Source organism: Nocardioides terrae, assembly GCF_900112345.1.
GTDB lineage: Bacteria > Actinomycetota > Actinomycetes > Propionibacteriales > Nocardioidaceae > Nocardioides > Nocardioides terrae.
In genome coordinates this window covers 241,423-259,197 of the sequence record NZ_FOLB01000002.1, presented here as the reverse complement: position 1 = coordinate 259,197, position 17,775 = coordinate 241,423, and the positions used below count along the sequence as shown (strand labels likewise).

At 70.9% G+C, this 17,775-nt stretch carries 17 protein-coding genes and 1 tRNA gene; 7 read left to right on the top strand and 11 right to left on the bottom strand.

Going from position 1 to position 17,775, the window contains the following annotated elements:
- Positions 1-94: 94 nt before the first annotated feature.
- The 8 genes from BM236_RS04045 to BM236_RS04010 all read right to left on the bottom strand — a co-directional run bounded on the left by BM236_RS04045 (position 95) and on the right by BM236_RS04010 (position 7,911).
- Positions 95-1,963 carry an acyl-CoA dehydrogenase gene (locus BM236_RS04045; protein ID WP_091120499.1) on the bottom strand — a complete coding sequence of 623 codons (1,869 nt, stop codon included), beginning with the start codon at positions 1,961-1,963 and terminating at the stop codon, positions 95-97.
- A gap of 128 nt (positions 1,964-2,091) precedes the next feature.
- Positions 2,092-2,742, bottom strand: a complete 651-nt coding sequence (locus BM236_RS04040) for a DUF2461 domain-containing protein (protein WP_091120497.1) — start codon at positions 2,740-2,742, stop codon at positions 2,092-2,094.
- 76 nt (positions 2,743-2,818) lie between these two features.
- Complete coding sequence (locus BM236_RS04035; protein WP_091120495.1) at positions 2,819-3,433, bottom strand: DUF3618 domain-containing protein; 615 nt, start codon at positions 3,431-3,433, stop codon at positions 2,819-2,821.
- Positions 3,409-3,849 (bottom strand): phage holin family protein, encoded by a 441-nt coding sequence (locus BM236_RS04030; RefSeq protein WP_217645223.1) that lies wholly within the window; start codon positions 3,847-3,849, stop codon positions 3,409-3,411. Before BM236_RS04030 ends, BM236_RS04035 begins: the two co-directional genes overlap by 25 nt.
- Positions 3,846-4,574 (bottom strand): hypothetical protein, encoded by a 729-nt coding sequence (locus tag BM236_RS04025; protein ID WP_091120491.1) that lies wholly within the window; start codon positions 4,572-4,574, stop codon positions 3,846-3,848. The genes BM236_RS04030 and BM236_RS04025 overlap by 4 nt, the downstream gene beginning before the upstream one ends.
- A 121-nt stretch (positions 4,575-4,695) precedes the next feature.
- Positions 4,696-4,771, bottom strand: a tRNA-Gly gene (locus BM236_RS04020).
- Positions 4,772-4,877: 106 nt separating this feature from the next.
- The gene (locus BM236_RS04015) at positions 4,878-6,818 is read right to left on the bottom strand and encodes a sialidase family protein (RefSeq protein ID WP_139230021.1); all 1,941 of its coding nucleotides are present in this window, start codon (positions 6,816-6,818) and stop codon (positions 4,878-4,880) included.
- A 319-nt stretch (positions 6,819-7,137) separates the two neighbouring features.
- Positions 7,138-7,911, bottom strand: a complete 774-nt coding sequence (locus BM236_RS04010) for an SGNH/GDSL hydrolase family protein (protein ID WP_245750117.1) — start codon at positions 7,909-7,911, stop codon at positions 7,138-7,140.
- 50 nt (positions 7,912-7,961) lie between these two features.
- On the opposite strand from BM236_RS04010, the gene dcd reads away from it, so the two are divergent.
- Positions 7,962-8,537 carry a dCTP deaminase gene (gene dcd / locus BM236_RS04005; RefSeq protein WP_091120485.1) on the top strand — a complete coding sequence of 192 codons (576 nt, stop codon included), beginning with the start codon at positions 7,962-7,964 and terminating at the stop codon, positions 8,535-8,537.
- Between the two features lie 10 nt (positions 8,538-8,547).
- On the opposite strand, the gene BM236_RS04000 is transcribed toward dcd, so the two are convergent.
- Complete coding sequence (locus BM236_RS04000) at positions 8,548-9,390, bottom strand: phosphatase PAP2 family protein (RefSeq protein ID WP_245750116.1); 843 nt, start codon at positions 9,388-9,390, stop codon at positions 8,548-8,550.
- Between the two features lie 130 nt (positions 9,391-9,520).
- Between BM236_RS04000 and BM236_RS03995 the strand changes: the two genes are divergently transcribed.
- Genes BM236_RS03995 through BM236_RS03975 form a run of 5 tightly spaced genes read left to right on the top strand, consistent with a single transcriptional unit; the run spans position 9,521 to position 14,358 of the window.
- On the top strand, positions 9,521-10,555 hold the full coding sequence (locus BM236_RS03995; protein WP_091120481.1) for an iron-siderophore ABC transporter substrate-binding protein: 1,035 nt from the start codon (positions 9,521-9,523) through the stop codon (positions 10,553-10,555).
- On the top strand, positions 10,552-11,595 hold the full coding sequence (locus BM236_RS03990; RefSeq protein ID WP_091120478.1) for a FecCD family ABC transporter permease: 1,044 nt from the start codon (positions 10,552-10,554) through the stop codon (positions 11,593-11,595). Before BM236_RS03995 ends, BM236_RS03990 begins: the two co-directional genes overlap by 4 nt.
- Entirely contained in the window at positions 11,592-12,623 is a 1,032-nt protein-coding gene (locus BM236_RS03985; RefSeq protein WP_091120476.1) for a FecCD family ABC transporter permease, read from the top strand. The genes BM236_RS03990 and BM236_RS03985 overlap by 4 nt, the downstream gene beginning before the upstream one ends.
- 29 nt (positions 12,624-12,652) lie before the next feature.
- On the top strand, positions 12,653-13,471 hold the full coding sequence (locus BM236_RS03980; protein WP_091120805.1) for an ABC transporter ATP-binding protein: 819 nt from the start codon (positions 12,653-12,655) through the stop codon (positions 13,469-13,471).
- Positions 13,468-14,358: a siderophore-interacting protein gene (locus BM236_RS03975; protein WP_091120473.1), complete on the top strand. Its 891-nt coding sequence runs from the start codon at positions 13,468-13,470 to the stop codon at positions 14,356-14,358. The genes BM236_RS03980 and BM236_RS03975 overlap by 4 nt, the downstream gene beginning before the upstream one ends.
- Before the next feature lie 122 nt (positions 14,359-14,480).
- Here BM236_RS03975 and BM236_RS03970 read toward each other — a convergent pair whose 3' ends face one another.
- Positions 14,481-15,314: a DUF4097 family beta strand repeat-containing protein gene (locus BM236_RS03970; protein ID WP_091120471.1), complete on the bottom strand. Its 834-nt coding sequence runs from the start codon at positions 15,312-15,314 to the stop codon at positions 14,481-14,483.
- A gap of 23 nt (positions 15,315-15,337) precedes the next feature.
- Positions 15,338-15,865, bottom strand: a complete 528-nt coding sequence (locus BM236_RS03965; protein ID WP_091120469.1) for a toxin-antitoxin system HicB family antitoxin — start codon at positions 15,863-15,865, stop codon at positions 15,338-15,340.
- A gap of 152 nt (positions 15,866-16,017) precedes the next feature.
- Between BM236_RS03965 and BM236_RS03960 the strand changes: the two genes are divergently transcribed.
- Positions 16,018-17,772, top strand: a complete 1,755-nt coding sequence (locus tag BM236_RS03960; protein ID WP_091120467.1) for a sodium:solute symporter family protein — start codon at positions 16,018-16,020, stop codon at positions 17,770-17,772.
- Positions 17,773-17,775: the final 3 nt, after the last annotated feature.

The following is a 17,775-nucleotide window of genomic DNA, read 5'->3' as shown; positions in this document are numbered from 1 at the left end:
CGAACGACGACGCGGCCCGCCCGGCTGGTGCCGGACGGGCCGCGTCTGACGGCTTCGCTGGTCGACCAGCGGGCGCCGGGGGGCGTGTCGAGACCTAGAAGGCCGCCTCGTCGAGCTCCATGATCGAGTTGTCGATCGCCTCGGCGATCGCGCGCTCGGCGCTCAGCTTGGGCAGGTTGTAGGACGCGAAGAACTTCGCCGCGGCGACCTTGCCCTCGTAGAACGACTTGTCCTTGCCGGCGTCGCCGCCGAGCCTCTCCAGCGCGACCTCGGCCTGGCGCAGCAGCAGCCAGGCGCAGATCACGTCGCCGAGGACCATGAGCAGCCGCGAGGTGTTCTGGGCGACCTTGTAGATGTTGCCGATGTCGCCGGACGCAGAGCTCGGGTCCGAGGACAGCAGGTCGGTGAACATGTGGCTGACGATCGCCTCGGCGTCCGCGAGGGCGGTGGTGAGCAGCGCGCGGCTCTCCTTGAGCTCGCCGTGGCCCTCCTCGGCCAGGAACGACTTGATCTCGCCGGCGAGGTGGCCCAGGGCGACGCCCTGGTTCTTGACGATCTTGCGGAAGAAGAAGTCCTGGCCCTGGATCGCGGTGGTGCCCTCGTAGAGGGTGTCGATCTTGGCGTCGCGGACGTACTGCTCGATCGGGTACTCCTGCAGGAAGCCGGAGCCGCCGAGGGTCTGCAGCGACTCGGTGCCGAGGATCGTCCAGGAGCGCTCCGAGCCGTAGCCCTTCACGATCGGCAGGAGCAGGTCGTTGACGTCCACCGCGAGCTGGTTGGTCTCGCCGTTGTGCTTGGCGATCGACACGTCGTCCTGCCACGTGGCGGTGTAGATGACCAGCGCGCGCATGGCCTCGGCGAACGACTTCTGCACCAGCAAGGAGCGGCGCACGTCGGGGTGGTGGGTGATCGTGACGCGCGGGGCGTCCTTGGCGTTGTTGGTCAGGTCGGCGCCCTGGACGCGGGTCTTGGCGTACTCCAGCGCATTGAGGTACCCGGTCGACAGCGTGGCGATGGCCTTGGTGCCGACCATCATGCGGGCGTTCTCGATGACGTCGAACATCTGGCGGATGCCGTCGTGCACCTCGCCGAGCAGCCAGCCCTGCGCGGGCTCGCCGCCACCGACCTGCGGGTCGCCGAAGGTGAGCTCGCAGGTGTTGGACACCTTGATGCCCATCTTGTGCTCGACGTTGGTGACGTAGACGCCGTTGCGCTCGCCGGTGAGCTCACCGGTCCGGTGGTCGAAGTGGTACTTCGGCACGAGGAACAGCGAGAGGCCCTTGGTGCCCGGGCCGCCGACCCCCTCGACGCCGCGGGGGCGCGCGAGGACCAGGTGCATGATGTTCTCCTGCAGGTCCGACTCGGCGCTGGTGATGAAGCGCTTGACGCCGGAGATGTTCCAGGAGCCGTCCTCGTTGGCGGTGGCGAAGGTCTTGCCAGCGCCCACGTCGGAGCCTGCGTCGGGCTCGGTGAGCACCATCGTGGCGCCCCACAGCCGCTCGACCATGATCTCGGCGATGCGCTTGTCGCGGTCGGTGCCGTTCTCGAAGACGACCCGGGAGAAGAACGGGCCGCAGCCGTACATCCACACCGGCGCGTTCGCGCCCAGGATGAACTCGGCCGAGGACCAGATCAGCGACTGCGGCGCCGCGGTGCCGCCGACCTCGGCCGGGGCCTGCAGGCTCCAGAAGCCGGACTCCATCCAGGCGTCGTAGGACTTCTTGAAGGCGGCCGGGACCGGTGCCGTGTTGGTCACGGGGTCGAAGACCGGCGGCGTGCGGTCGGACTCGACCATGGACGGGGCCAGGTCCTCGCGGGAGATGCGCTCGATCTCCGCGAGGATCTCCTTCGCGGTGTCGACGTCGAGGTCGGCGTAGGCGCCGGTGCCGAGGATCTTGTCGCGGCCGAAGACCTCGAAGAGGTTGAACTCGACGTCGCGCAGGTTGCTCTTGTAGTGGCTCACTGCTCCACCTTTTCCGTGTCGGGAACGATGTGGCCGCGCGTAGTTACTGGTGTGTTCTACCGGCCGGTAACTTGAAGGGTACGGCGGTGGTGTTCGCCCGTGCAAGCGGGGGTCGTCCGAGAGACCCCTCAGGCCTGCGCGTGCTCGGCGATCCACTCCGAGACCGGCCTGATCGCGCGCCAGTCCCGGCGGACCTCGTCGACCAGGGCGGCGGTGTGGATCACCGGCTCGAAGCCGAGCGATCGGCCGAGCGTGAGGGACTTGTGCCGGAGCAGGTCGATCCGCGGGTGGTCGGCGTCGTACCCGCGCGGCTTGGTCTTGAGCTTCTCGCCGCCGATCTCGTAGCCCTTCCTCGTCGCGGTCGCGAGCCGGCGCTCGAGGTCGGCGCCGTAGTGCTCGTGGACGATCGCCTCGCGGAAGGCGGCGAGCCGGTCGGGCGCGAACCAGTAGCAGCCGCCGCCCGTCCGCACCCCGCGCGGCGAGACCTCGACGTAGTAGCCCGTCTCCGGGGCGACCGCGACGAACGCACCCTGGTGCGCCTTGTACAACGCCGTCTTGTCCTTCGCGAACCGGACGTCGCGGTAGGGGCGGAAGATCTTCGCGGTGCCGAACTCCGGCTCGAGGGCGGCCGTCAGCGCCTTCATCGGCGCGAGCACCGACTCCTGGTAGACGTGCTTGTGCGCCTCCCAGAAGCTCTTCGTGTTGTCGACCTCGAGGTCGTCGTAGAAGTCGAGTGCCGCGACGGGGAACCCTTCGAACGCCGCGGATGGTGAGGCCATGACGGCATCGTCCCAGACGTACGACGGCCGGGACCCGCGTGGGTCCCGGCCGCCGTATCGGCGTCGTGCCTCGGCGTCAGCTGTCCGGCTGCGCCTCGGAACGGATGCTCTCCGCGGAGGACCGGCCCTCGTCCTTGAGGTGGCTGGCCGAGTCTGCGGCGGTCTCCTTGACCTGGCCGGCCGCCTCGGTCGCGGTCTCCTTCAGGTCCTGGCCCATCTGCTGGCCGACCGACTTGGCCTCCTCCAGCAGGGGAGCGCCCTGCTCCTTGGCCGTCTCCATGACGGTCGAGGCGAGCTGGGCCTCCTTCTGGCTGGCCGGGATCAGCCCGGCGATCACGACGCCGGCGCCGAAGGCGACCAGGCCTGCGGCCAGGGGGCTGCCCTGGATCTGGTCCTGCGCGGTCCCGACGGCACCCTGGGCGGCACCCTGGGCGCGGCCGGCGACACCGTGGGCGGCGTCGGAGACGCCGCTGGTCGCGCTCGACGTCTTCGACGACGCACCGGAACCGACGTCGTGGGCGGTGCCCATGATCTTGTCGCGGATGCCGAGGACCCGGCTCCGTGCGGCGTCCTTGCGACGCTGCACGATCGCACTGGGGCTGACCCTGTCCTGCAGCGCGTCGATGTCCGAGGCCATCCGGCCGCGGGTCGAGGCGATGTCGCTGCTCAGTTCTTCTGTGCTCGAGCCCATGCTGCGTCCTCCTTGAGTGTCTGCTGCGTCTTGGGCAGCTGCGGGTTGCTCTGGCGGATCGCCGACCGGCCGGTGACGGCCAGGACGGCGGCGATGACCGCCCAGACGGCGGTCACGATGAGCGCTGCCAGCCAGAGCGGCATGCCCTCGTCCAGTGCGAAGACGGCCGTCAGCGAGAGGAAGAGCAGCACCATGTAGCCGGCCAGCCCGGCACCGCCGAGCAGCCCTGCTCCCTTCCCTGCCTTCTTCGCCTCGGCCTTCATCTCGGTCTTGGCGAGCTCCATCTCCTGCTTGATGAGCATCGAGAGGTCGTTCGCGACGTCGCTGAAGATCTCACCGAGCGACCGCTCGTCCTCGACGGGCGGCGCGGCCAGGTGTTCCCCCGTGCCCATGGGGTCGGGTGTGGGTGTCGTCATCGCAGGCCCTCGGTCCCGCCGAGCGGGTCGGGCGTCCCGAGCCCGCCGGACGTGGAGGGTGCGCTCGCGCCGGTCTCGTGCCCGTGGGTGTCAGGCGTCTGGTGCGGGTCCGGCACGTACGGCGACGCCGCCGGTGCGCCCGGATACGTGGGCTCCGACGTGGTGGCGGGCGTGACCGGCGGGGTCATGGACGCTCCGCTGACGGCGCCGGTCGTGCTTGCGCTGCCTCCGCCGACGGGCTGCCTGTCCTGGGCGTACTTCGCCCCGGCGATGCCGTCGGCCGCGCCGCGAGCCATCCGGCCCACGGCGACCCCGGCGACGAGGGCACCGAGCAGGAACACACCGGGCCGACGACGCGCGAACTGCCGTACGTCGTCGAGCAGCTCGCCGGGCTCCCGGTTCTGCAGGTGGTCGCTGATCGACCGGGCGTAGCCGGACACCTGGCGCGTCATGTCGGCGGCCAGCCCGGGGCTCGCCTGCGACGTCATCGACTCGAGGTCGTCGCCGAAGGACCTCAGCGTGCCGGCCAGGCGGTCCTTCTGCTCCTTGGACTGCTCGCCGGCCTGGGTCATGGCGTCGTCGAGCACCCGTCGGGCCTGGTTCGCGGCCTCCGACGCGACCTTGCCAGCCTCGTTCTGGGCGACACCGGCGAGATGTCGACTCTCGTCGCTCGCCGTTCCGGCCGCGTTCTCTGCCCGCTCCTTGGCGGTGGGACTGTCGGTCATGGTTGCCTCCCTCGTGAATGGGGGCACCCGGTAACCCGCTTGTCGACAAGCGATTCGGCGAATCTCGAACGGTCTCGATCGACGCTCGGACGCGGACGTCTACAGCGCCCGCGGGGGCTTCTGGAGCGGATGACGAGGCTCGAACTCGCGACATTCAGCTTGGGAAGCTGACGCTCTACCAACTGAGCTACATCCGCAGGATGTGCAAAACATACAGGTCAGCGACGCCCGTCGACCAACCGGGACCGCCGCAGCGGAACGGAGCCCGGACTCGTGGAGCCCGGGCCCCGTACGCGGACTGCGTCAGCGATGGGCTTTCGGGATGCGCACCGAGTCGGTGAACATCTCCTGGTCGTTGGCGTGCAGCCCGTTCGTCTCGGTCGCCGTGCACAGCCTCGGCGGATCGCCTGCTCCCGTCGCGCTGTCGGGACAGAGGAACACGTCCACGGCGCGGGTGTCGCTCCACACCGGATGTGCCTCTTCGTTCGTCACGGTGAGGCCGGTGTAGTCGCCGTAGAACTGGCCGCCGTTCGGGCCGGGGAACTGCGTCGGCGGCGGCATCGAGCTCGTGGTGACGCGGTCCGCGCCGAACCGGGCCAGGTCCCGGCTCCCGGAGAGGCTGATGTCCGAGTAGCCGGTCGTCTCGTCAGATCCGTACTGCCGGTCGTAGTAGTCGACGGCCAGCGTTCCGCTGGAGCTGAAGGCCACCCACTGCCAGAACTGGTCGGTGTCCCCCTGGCGACGCTCCTGGGTCACCGAGGTCTGCGCCCGTGGGTCGGTCGTGGTGCCCGTGAACGATGCGCCGCCGTTGTCGGAGACGCTGGCCAGGATGTCGTTGTTGCAACCGCCGGTCTTGACGCCGGTGTAGGCGTCCTGGCCGGAGTCGGCGAATCCTGCCGGGGTGCACCCGCGTGACTCGTTGGAGTGCCGGTTGATGTAGGACCCGAAGGTGACCACGACCTGGTTCGGCCGCGTCGGGTTGACCGCGCCCGAGGGGTAGTTCGTCGCGCGGAAGACCGACTTGGTGGACGTGCCCTTCTCCGGCACGCAGGCGCGGCCCGGGTCGGCACCGTCGCCCTGGTAGGTGTCGCAGTCGGGGAGGTCGTAGTAGTCGCTGACCTTCACCGGGGCGCTGAACGTGGTGCCACCGTCGGTCGACTTCGCGAGGAGCACCTGGTTGCGGTTGTCGGTGCCCGTCACCGCGTTGTTGAAGTTCGACCAGGCGACGTACAGCGCACCGTCCGGTCCGGTGAACGGGTCGGAGTACTGGTTCTCGTTGCACCTGCCCTGCGGGGTCGGAACGCCGAACGTCGTGGGGCACATCGCGCTGTCGCTGCTGACCAGCACGCGTGGGCTGAACGTCTCGCCGTAGTCGCTGGAGTGGGTCTCGTAGATGTAGGCGGTGCCGTCGGCGGCGAACTCGGTCCACGTGATGTAGACGCGGTCGCGGAACGGGCTGGACAGCGAGGCGTCGACGGTCATCAGCTCCTTGTCCTCCAGGACTCCTGCGGCGCCCGCCGGGTCGAAGGAGGCGGCCGTGTAGCGGCCCGGAAAGTTCCACGATGCGCCGTTGTTGCCCGTCGAGCGGAACACGACGAACGAGCTGGACTGGTCCGGGTCGCTGGACGCGACCGTGCCACGGTTGAACAGCTGGCAGGACAGGTACGCGTTGCCGCGGGTGTCCCAGGCGACCGACGTGTCGCCGCCCGCCTGCCAGTACTGGCGCGCGTTGGCGCCCTGCCCGCGGGTGAAGCTGTTGGGGACTGTCGAGTCGTTCCACGTCCGTCCGCGGTCGAGGGAGTACGCCGCGCCGCAGGTCCCGTCTCCGCGCACGTAGTCGTTGTCGGAGGCGATGATGTGGTTGCGGTTGAACGGATCCTGGGAGATGAAGCTCTCGTTGTTGGCCTGGCCGCGGCCCTGCAGGTCCGGGTCGCTGACGTTGAGGCAGTTCTGGTTGACCTTGACGTTGCTGCCGAGCCGCTCGCTGCATGCGCCGCTACCGGCCGGCGCATAGGTGTCCGGGAGGCCGCCCCGCCCGACCGTCGGCCCGATGCTGTCGGGCGGTGTGTTCGCCGCGCCGTCGGCACCGTGGTCCTGGTCCTCGTCCCCGCCGCCGGGGACCAGGTTGCCCCGGACCCCCGCGTCACCCAGCTCGGCGAGGAGCTCACCGGAGATCAGCCGGCTCTGGATCTTGTTCAGATGCTTCACGTTGAACGGCGCCGCCCCGGCGGGGGACGGGGTCACCGTCGGTCCGAGACCGACCGCGAGCACCCCCGTCGAGAACGCTGCAACAAGGACACGACGTTGATTCCACATGGATGACCATCCCCGATCGGCGAGACGCACGGGGGCCGCCGGGAGAGAGCCACGACGAGGCATCGAACCGGAGCTGCGCTGCCATGGCTGTCCGAGAGTTCCCCAGGCATGAACGCGATGATGAAAGCCGTTTCGGCACGGCCGAACCGTTCGGTCGATCTCGCGATCATCACACCGGCTCGGCGTTGCCGCCAGACCCCAATCAGGGGAAAGGAACGTGGTTCGCGCGACGCGCCGGGTGTCCGCCTCAGCCCTGCCGGACGGCCGTGAGGACGGGGTACTTCGCCGAGATGCCGTCGCCCGAGGATCGGCCGGTGACCCGACGCTTGACCCAGGGGCCGAGGTGCTCGCGGGTCCACTGCAGGTCGGCGGCGCGCTGCTCGCGCGAGGAGAGGACGGGGTGGACGATCGGCGTGGGCTGCGACAGTGAGTGCGGCACGCCGAGCAGGTCGAGGACCTTGATCGCCATCAGCTCGTGGCCGGGCGTCGCCATGTGCAGCCGGTCGACGTCCCACATCCCCCAGTCGTCGTACTCGCTCATCCGCCAGTAGTCGACGATCTGCGCACCGTGCCGGTCCGCGATCTCGCGGACGAGCTCGTTGTAGTAGGCGAACCGGCCTCGCAGCATCGCGTAGAACCGGCTCTTGCGGGCCCCGAACGCGGTCCAGACGAGCACCGTCGCACCGGTGCCGGTGAGCCGGCCGATCGCCTCGTCGTAGCGCTCCAGCAGCCCGTCGACGTCGGCGGAGGGCCGCAGCATGTCGTTCGCCCCTGCATAGATCGTGACCAGGTCCGGCTGCAGGGCGAGCGCAGGCTCGAGCTGCTCGTCGAGGATCGCGGCCAGCTTGCGTCCCCGAATGGCGAGGTTCGCGTAGCCGAAGTCCGGGTCGGAGGCGGCGAGGACCTCGGCGACCCGGTCCGCCCAGCCGCGCAGGCCGTTGGGCCTGGTCGGGTCGGGGTCGCCCACGCCTTCCGTGAAGGAGTCCCCCATCGCGACGTACCTCTTGAAGCTGTCTCGCACACGAGCATTCTGCGCCCGGCCCCCGGCGGTCCGGTCGGTAGGGTGACCCCGTGCTGCTGAGCGACAGGGACATCCTCGCCGAGATCGAGGCCGGCCGGATCGTCATGGACCCGTGGGACGAGGGCATGCTCCAGCCGTCGAGCATCGACGTGCGGCTGGACCGCTTCTTCCGCGTCTTCGACAACCACAAGTACGCCACCATCGACCCGGCGGTGGACCAGTCGGAGCTGACCCGGCAGGTGGAGACCGAGGGCGAGGAGCCGTTCATCCTGCACCCCGGCGAGTTCGTGCTCGGGTCCACCTACGAGGCGGTCTCGCTCCCTGCGGACGTCGCCGCCCGCGTCGAGGGCAAGTCGTCGCTCGGGCGACTCGGCCTCCTGACCCACGCGACCGCCGGGTTCGTCGACCCCGGCTTCTCCGGCCACGTCACGCTCGAGCTGGCCAACGTCGCGACCCTGCCGATCAAGCTCTACCCCGGCATGAAGATCGGGCAGTTCTGCTTCTTCCGGCTCACCTCGGCCAGCGACCACCCCTACGGCTCGGAGAAGTACGGCAGCCGGTACCAGGGCCAGCGCGGGCCGACGCCGTCGCGCAGCTTCCAGAGCTTCCACCGCACCGCCATCTGACCCCGGAGGGCTAGCGCGGGGCGGGCGCCGATTCCGACCCGCGGGCTCCCGCCGTGAGGGCCGGTTCGTCGGTACGGGCCCGGGCGCGGCGCCAGCGGGAGTCGCCGTAAAGGCCGAGCGCGAGCAGGAGCAGGGCGACGATGCCGTCGAGCCACCAGTGATGGCCCGTCGCCGCGACCACGAACACCGTCGCGGGCAGGTGCAGGAGCACGAGCCATCGCCACCGGCTGCGTGCGACGCAGAAGACACCGAGCGCGACGACGGCCGCCCAGGCCACGTGGATCGAGGGCATGGCGGCGTACTGGTCGCTGACGCCGGTGCCCGGGTCGCCGTACACGTCGAACCCCAGGCTGCGGGACAGGTCGACGAACCCCAGCTCCGGGATGAAGCGGGGCGGCGCCACGCGCAGGAAGCGGATGACCAGGCAGCCGAGCGTCACGTAGACCAGGCCGTTGCGCCAGTGCGGGTAGGCGGCGCGGTGTCGCGCCCACAACCAGACCAGGAAGACGATCAGCGCCGGCACGTGCACCGTCGCGTAGTAGGCGTTCACGAGCCGGGCCAGCCAGCCGTGGTGGATGACGAGGTGCTGGACGCCGATCTCGCTGGGCAGGTGCAGGTGCTGCTGGAGCCGGTGGATCGCCCGGCCGCGATCGATCGCGCCGGTCTCGTGGGTGAACGGGAGCTGGCGGGCCAGCCGCCAGAGGGTGTAGAGCCCGCTCACCAGCGAGAACTCGCGGAGGGCCGGAGCGACGGCCGCGCGCAGCCGGCCCGCCGGCAGGACCATCGTCAGGCGGGCGAGGACCAGCGCGATGAGGCACGCGGCGGCTGCTTCATCCCAGGTCGGCCACGGCACGGAGCCCAGTCTGCACCTCCTCGACATCGCGCGCGGCGAGAGGGCCGCCTGGGCACCCCGCCCTTGCGAGACGGCTGAGAATCTGGTTAGGGTCACCTAACTAAGCCTCACCTAACTAGAGAGGGTCACCGTGCCCCCGACCTCCCTGCGCGTCGCACTCGCCGCCGCACTCTCCGCCCTCACGCTCGCCGGTTGCGGCACCGACTCCCCGGCCGAAGATGCCCGGGCAGCCGCCGCCACCACCGACGGCGCCTTCCCGGTCACGATCAAGCATGCGTTCGGCGAGACGGTGATCGAGAAGAAGCCCGAGCGGGTCGCCACCGTGGCCTGGGCCAACCACGAGGTGCCGCTCGCGCTCGGCATCGTGCCGGTCGGCATGAGCAAGGCGACCTGGGGCGACGACGACAACGACGGTGTCCTGCCCTGGGTCGAGGACCGGCTCGGCGAGCTGGACGCCAAGACGCCGGTCCTCTTCGACGAGACCGACGGCATCGACTTCGAGGCCGTGGCCGACACTCGGCCGGACGTCATCCTGGCGGCGTACTCCGGCCTGACCCGGGAGGAGTACGACACGCTCTCGAAGATCGCTCCCGTGGTCGCCGAGCCCGGGCTGCCGTGGGCGACCTCGATGCAGGACATGATCCGCCTCGACAGCCAGGCGCTCGGGCTGGAGGCGGAGGGCGACCAGCTGGTCGACGACCTCGACGCGAAGGTCAAGGCCTCCCTCGACGCGCACCCGTCGATCGCGGGCAAGAGGTTCCTGTTCAGCTACGTCGACCCGACCGACATGAGCCAGGTCGGCTTCTACACCAGCCACGACACCCGGCCGGGGTTCCTCGCCGACCTCGGCCTGCCGCTGCCGGAGATCGTGCGGACGACGTCGGCCACCTCGAAGTCGTTCTACGAGACGGTCAGCTCCGAGGAGGCCGCGAAGTTCGACGACGTCGACGTGTTCGTCGGCTACGGCGACACCGACGGGTCGACCCTCGCCGCGCTCCAGCAGGATCCGCTGATCGGCAAGATCCCGGCCGTCCGGAAGGGCGCCGTCGCGGTCCTCGCCGACGCGACGCCGCTCGCCGCCTCCGCGAACCCGACGCCGCTCTCGATCGGCTGGGGCATCGACGAGTACTTCGACGTCCTCGCCGCGGCGGCCGACGAGGCGTGAGCGCCACCGTCCTCGGTACGCCGCCCGCTGCCGCCGCCACACGGCACCGGGCGGCGTACCGCTCCGCCTGGCTCCTGCTCGCGCTCCTCGTGGTGGCGCTCGCCGCGCTGGCATCGGTCGCCGTGGGCGTCGCGGTCGTCGGCTGGGACGATGTCGTGCGCGGGCTCTCCGGCGACGACGCCACGCTGGGGGCCGCAGCGGTTGCCAAGCGGGTCCCGCGCACGGTGCTCGCCCTTCTCGTCGGCGGTGCGCTGGGACTGTCGGGCGCCGTGATGCAGGGCGTCACGCGCAACCCCCTCGCCGACCCCGCGATCCTGGGGATCACCAACGGCGCCTCCCTCGCCGTCGTCTCCGGCATCGCCTTCTTCGGGCTGGCCTCGCCCACCTCCTACGTCTGGGTGGCGATCGGTGGCGCCGCCGCGACCGCCGTGTTCGTGTACGCCGTCGGCTCGATGGGCCGCGGCGGCGCGACGCCCCTCAAGCTGGCGCTCGCGGGCGCTGCGACGGCGGCCGCGTCGTCCTCGCTGGTCAGCGCGGTGCTGCTGCCGCGCCTCGACGTGATGACGCAGTTCCGCTTCTGGCAGGTCGGTGGCGTCGGCGGCGCCGGCTGGGACCGGATCGGGATGATGCTTCCCTTCCTCGGCGTCGGCACCGTCGTCTGCCTCGCGTCCGCGCGCGGCCTCAACTCACTCGCCCTGGGCGACGACGTCGCCGCCGGTCTGGGCGAGCACGTCGCCCGCACGCGTCTGGTCGCGGGCGTGGCCGCGGTGGTGCTGTGCGGGGCTGCGACGGCGACCGCCGGACCGATCGCGTTCGTCGGGCTGATGGTGCCGCACGCCTGCCGGCTGCTGGTCGGCGTCGACCACCGGTGGCTGCTGCCCGCCTCGTTCGTCGTCGGCGGCGGCCTGCTGACCCTGGCCGACGTCGTCGGGCGGGTCGTCGCGCGGCCGGAGGAGGTCGAGGTCGGCATCGTGACCGCGCTCATCGGCGCCCCGGTCTTCGTCTGGATCGTGCGCCGGACCCGGGTGAGAGCGCTGTGAGCGCGACCGCGATCACCGTCGCGGTCGGGCGCCGACGTCGCGCCCGCCGCCGGACCGTGATCGTCGGGGTCCTGGCCGCGCTGGTCGTCGCGGCCTGGTTCGCGAGCCTCATGGTGGGCCACACGTTCTACGGACCCTCCGACGTCGTGCAGGTGGTCCGCGGGGAGACCGTTCCCGGCGCGTCCTTCACGGTCGGCGACCTGCGCCTCCCGCGGGCCAGCCTCGCGGTGCTCACCGGGCTCGCGTTCGGCATGGGCGGCGTCACCTTCCAGACCATGCTCCGCAATCCGCTCGCCTCGCCGGACGTCATCGGCATCAGCACCGGTGCCTCGGCGGCAGGCCTCTTCGCGATCGTGATCCTGGGGCTGAGCGGGCTCGCCGTCTCGGCCGTGGCCGTCGTCGCGGCGATCGCTGTCGCCCTGCTGATCTACGTCCTGGCCTGGAAGGACGGTGTCGTCGGGTCCCGGCTGGTGCTCATCGGCATCGGGATGGCCGCCATGCTCCACGCGGTCATCTCGTGGGTGCTGGTGCAGGCCTCGGAGTGGGACCTGCAGGCCGCCATGCGCTGGTTCTCCGGCAACCTCAACAACGCCGGCTGGGACCTGGTCGTCCCGCTCCTCGTCGTGATGGCGGTGGTGGCGCCGGTCCTCCTGGCTCAGGGCGGCCGGCTCGACCTCCTCCACCTCGGCGACGACACGGCTGCGGCGCTCGGCGTACCCGTCGAACGGACCCGCCTGCTCTGCATCGTGACCGCCGTGGTGCTGATGGCGTGCGCCACCGCGGCGGCGGGGCCGGTCGCCTTCGTGGCCTTCCTCGCCGGCCCGATCGCGGCCCGTCTCGTCGGCCCGGGCACACCGCTGCTCGTCCCTGCAGCACTCGTCGGCGCGCTGCTCGTGCTCGTCGGCGACCAGGTCGGCCAGTGGGCCTTCGACAACCGTTACCCGGTCGGCGTCGTCACCGGGGCGCTCGGCGCGCCCTACCTCGTCTACCTCCTCATCCGCTCCCACCGCACCGGAGGCGCCCTGTGACCCCCTCTCTGAACCGCACCGTCAGCCCGATGGCGGCGCTCCGCGCCGACTCGCTCACCCTCGGGTACGGCGACCGCACGGTCGCCTCCGGCCTGACCGTCTCCCTGCCCGAGGGCCGGGTCACAGCCATCGTGGGCGCCAACGCCTGCGGCAAGTCGACGCTCCTGCGGGCGCTCGCCCGGCTCCTCCGGCCGACCGACGGCCAGGTGCTCCTGGACGGCCGGGACATCCACGCGGTCCCGACCAGGCAGCTCGCCCGCCGCCTCGGCCTGCTGCCCCAGTCGCCGCTGGCCCCGGAGGGGATCGCCGTCGGCGACCTGGTCGCCCGTGGCCGTCACCCCTACCAGCGGATGTTGAGCCGCTGGAGCGCCGCCGACGAGGCCGCCGTCGCTGCCGCTCTGGACGCCACGGACACCGCGGGCCTCGCCGACCGCTCCGTCGATGAGCTCTCCGGCGGCCAGCGCCAGCGGGTCTGGATCGCGATGGCGCTGGCCCAGGAGACCGACCTCCTGCTGCTGGACGAGCCCACCACCTTCCTCGACGTCAGCCACCAGGTCGACGTGCTCGACCTGCTCGCCGACCTCAATCGCAGCCGGGGGACGACGATCGCGATGGTCCTGCACGACCTGAACCTCGCGGCGAGGTACGCCGACCACCTGATCGCCCTCCGGGAGGGCCGCATCGTCGCCGAGGGCGCGCCGTCCGACGTGGTCACCGGCGACCTCGTCCGCGACGTCTTCGGCATGGAGGCCCGGGTCATCGAGGACCCGGTCTCGGGCACGCCGCTCGTGGTGCCGATCGGCCGTCACCACCGCTCCGCCGGGCTGGCCGAGGTGGCGGTCCGGTGAGCCCGCTGCTCGCCTCCGTCGAGGTCCGCACGATCGAGCGCCTCTCGCCGTCGTTCGTCCGGCTCGAGCTCGGCGGAGCCGACCTGGCCCACTTCGGTGTCGACGGGCCGCTCTACGACCAGCGGATCAAGCTGCTCATCCCGGGACCGGCCGGCCTGCCCGAGCTCGGCGCCGACACCTGGTGGGCCGACTGGTGCGCGCTGCCGGAGGCGACCCGCGGTCACGTTCGGACCTACACGGTCCGCGAGGTCCGCGGCTGCGGCCCGGACACCCGGCTGGTCGTCGACGTCGTGCTCCATCCGGGCGCTCACGGCCCGGGCTCGTCCTGGGCGGCGCGGGCGTCGGTCGGCGATCGCGCTCTCGTGCTCTGCCCGCGCCGCGGAACGCCCTTCGGCGGGATCGAGTTCGCTCCCTGTGACGCCGAGCGGCTGCTCCTGGCCGGCGACGAGACGGCGGTCCCGGCGATCGCGGCGATCCTGTCGCTGCTGCCGGCCGACGCCCGGGGCGCGGCGTTCCTGGAGGTGCCGCTCGGGGGCGACGTACAGCCGCTCCTCGCGCCGCCGGATGTGGCCATCAACTGGCTGCCCCGGGCCGGCGCTCCGCTCGGCTGCCGTCTGACGGCGGCGGTGCTGGCCCATCTGGGCGGTGCGGCGATGCCGACGGTGGCCGACGACGAGGTCGACCCGGACCTTTGGGAGACCCCGTCCTACTCCTCGTCGGGCGAGCCGCTCGCCAGGGGCGACCGGGACGGCCTCTACGCCTGGGTGGCGGGTGAGTCCAAGGTCGTCACCGGGCTCAGGCGGGCGCTGGTCGCCGACCTCGGGCTGAAGCGGTCACAGGTCGCCTTCATGGGGTACTGGCGCGAGGGCGTCGCCATGAGGAGCTGACCGCCGCGCGGCCACACGAGTCTCGTGATCATCGACTGTCTCCGTTCGGTCGTGGTGCTGCCGCGGGACGCGGCGAGGGTCTCGGCTCGGGGCAGCGGCCCCACCGAGGAAGGAGTAGGCGCTCACAGCTCCACCAGGGTGATGTCGCCGCTCGCGGTGCGTGCCCGGATCTCGATGTGGTCCTGGCCGTCGACCGGCTGGCCGGCGCCGCGGAGGGAGGACTGGATGCGGCCGTGGGCCGTGGTGACGTCGGTCCAGACAGGTACGCCGGCCGGGACGGCGATCTTGATGTCACCCGAGGCCCCTTTGCCGGTGATCCGGCCGCTTCCCACCGACCGGACCTCGAGGTCGCCGCTGCCGGTGGTGAGCGTGACGTCGTCGGCCGCGCTGTTGACCCGCAGGTCGCCGGACCCGGTCTTCACGCTGACGGGGCCGCGCGTCGTGCCGACCTCCACGTCGCCGGACCCGGTGGAGGCGACCAGCGACCTGCCCGCCTGGCCGACGCTGACGTCGCCCGAGCCGGACTTCAGGCGCAGGTCGGCGCCGGCCTCACCGACGCGGATGTTGCCCGACCCGGTCTCCAGCACGGCCGGGCCGGTGGCCAGCTCGACCGACATGTCGCCCGAGCCGGACCGCAGCTGGACGGCTGCGAGCTCGCCGTCCAGGTCGACGTCGGCCGAGCCCGTCTTGGTCGACACCTGGCTGCTGGTCGGGACGGTGATCGTGACGCTCAGCTTCGCGCCGCCGCCGAAGGTCAGGCCGCGTTGCTTGGGGCCGATCACGCTCAGCTGGCGGCCCGACTGCTCGACGCGGACCTCGTCGGCGCCGGGGCCCTCGACGTGGACCGTCGACGTGGTCGTCTCGGCCGCGTGGACGGCGACCTTGCCGACGCCGAGCTCGACGAAGAGCCGCACAGGCTCGGAGGTGGGGAACTCGTGGTCCCTGATGGAGGTCATGGGGATGCTCCTTGTCTGAGGGTCTAGACCCAGCCGGTCATCCGGCGTGAGCCGCGTCCGTGCGGCGCGGCGCCGGGCCCGCCCAGGAACGGGATGCTGGAGAGGTCGATGTCGACGTTGATGGCGCCCTCCCGGGTCGCATGGCGGACCAGGTTGACGAGCCAGGTGTTGAGCGAGGCGCCGCTACGGGCGGCGTACTCCTCGGCGCGGGCCTTCACCGACTCGGGGATGCGCAGCGTGATCCGCGCGAGCGCCCCCTCGTCGTCGGGCTCGCCCGGGTCGGCCTCGACGGTCGGCGCGGTCGCGGCCGGGGGCGTGTCGACGCGGAAGTCGAGGTCGCGGCCGTGCAGCCGCACCTCGACCGTGCCGCTCGCCAGCTCAGCGGTGATCTCCGCGGCGGCCTGGCTGACCGCCTCCATCAACGCGAGGCGGGCGGCCGGGTCGAGGGCGTAGGAGAGCCGCTCGGCCGTCGCGCGCGCATCGGGGCCGGCGGCCTCGGCGGCGGCCAGCAGGTCGCGGCGGAGACCGTCGACGAAGGGCGTGATGTCCATACGCACCACTATGACATCACTGTGACGTCATTGCAATGTCATCCCGACATCAGTACGACGCCAGGTGTGCGTCGCAACGTCGCGGGGCATCTAGAGAGCGGACACTCGACGGTGTCCGGGACATCTGAAACGAGAAGAAAGGTCGTGGACCCATGGCCGCGGCTCACGTGGTGACGCTCGCCAGTGACACGCTGATCGATGCGCATGCCGTTGACTATCTGCTGATCGCGATCTATTTCGCGTTCGTCATCGGGATCGGGGTGCTGGCCAGTCGCCGCGTCTCCGACTCGGTCGACTTCTTCCTCTCCGGCCGGTCGCTCCCCGCGTGGGTCACCGGCCTGGCCTTCATCTCCGCCAACCTCGGTGCGGTCGAGATCATGGGCATGTCGGCGAACGGCGCCCAGTTCGGGCTGCCGTCGGTCCATTACTTCTGGATCGGCGCGATCCCCGCGATGCTGTTCCTCGGCGTCGTGATGATGCCGTTCTACTACGGCTCCAAGGTCCGCTCGGTGCCCGAGTTCATGCGCCGCCGGTTCGGTCCGGGCGCGCACCTGGTCAACGCGATCTCGTTCGCGGTCGCCCAGCTGTTGATCGCGGGCATCAACCTCTACCTGCTCGGCTCGATCGTGCACGCGCTGCTCGGCTGGCCGCTGTGGATCGCGCTCATCGTGGCGGCCGCGATCGTGCTGTCCTACATCACGCTCGGCGGTCTGCGCGCCGCCATCTACAACGAGGTGCTGCAGTTCTTCGTCATCGTCGCGTCGCTCGCGCCGCTGACGCTGCTCGGCCTGCACCGGCTCGGCGGCTGGGACGGACTGACCGACAAGGTCAAGGCTGCGGCGGACGCGAACCCCAAGACCGTCGCTCCGGCCGCCGACCAGCTCAACTCGTGGCCCGGCGACGCCCTGACCGGGTTCGACTCGTCGTTCCTGTCGGTCATCGGCATCGTCTTCGGCCTCGGCTTCGTGCTCTCCTTCGGCTACTGGACCACGAACTTCGTCGAGGTCCAGCGCGCGATGGCCTCGGACTCGATGGCCTCCGCCCGCAAGACGCCGATCATCGGCTCCTTCCCGAAGATGTTCATCCCGTTCATCACGATCGTCCCCGGCATGATCGCCGCGGTGCTGGTGAGCGAGATCGGCAAGGTGAAGGCCGGCGAGTCGGTGCCTGGCGGTGCGTCCGGCGACGGCGTCCAGTTCAACGACGCGTTGCTCTACCTGATGCGCGACGTGCTGCCCAACGGCCTGCTGGGCCTCGCGATCACCGGCCTGCTCGCCGCGTTCATGGCGGGCATGGCGGCCAACATCTCGGCCTTCAACACGGTGCTGTCCTACGACCTCATCCAGACCTACATCGTCAAGGACCGTGAGGACCGCTGGTACCTCGGTATCGGCCGCTGGGCCACCGTCGCCGCGACGGTCATCGCGATCTTCACGGCCGGGCTGGCGTCGAACTTCTCGAACATCATGAACTACCTGCAGACGCTCTTCGGGTTCTTCAACGCACCGCTGTTCGCGACGTTCATCCTCGGGATGTTCTGGAAGCGGATGACCGCCGCCGCCGGGTGGGTCGGCCTGGTGGCCGGCACCCTGTCCGCCGTGATCGTCGCGTTCCTGTCGGAGGACGCCTTCGGGTCCTGGTCGACCGGTGCGCTCAACCTCTCCGGCCAGGGCGCGTCCTTCGTGGCGGCGTCGACGGCGTTCGTGGTCGACATCCTGCTGTCGGTGATCGTGTCGCTCGTGACCAGGCCCAAGCCCAGCGAGGAGCTCGTCGGGCTCGTCTACTCCGAGACCCCGCGCGCGAACCTGATCGACGAGAAGGAGGCGACCTACCCTTGGTACCGCCGCACCGTCCCGCTCGCCGCCGTCTCGCTCGTCCTCGTCATCATCCTCAACCTGCTCTTCTGATCG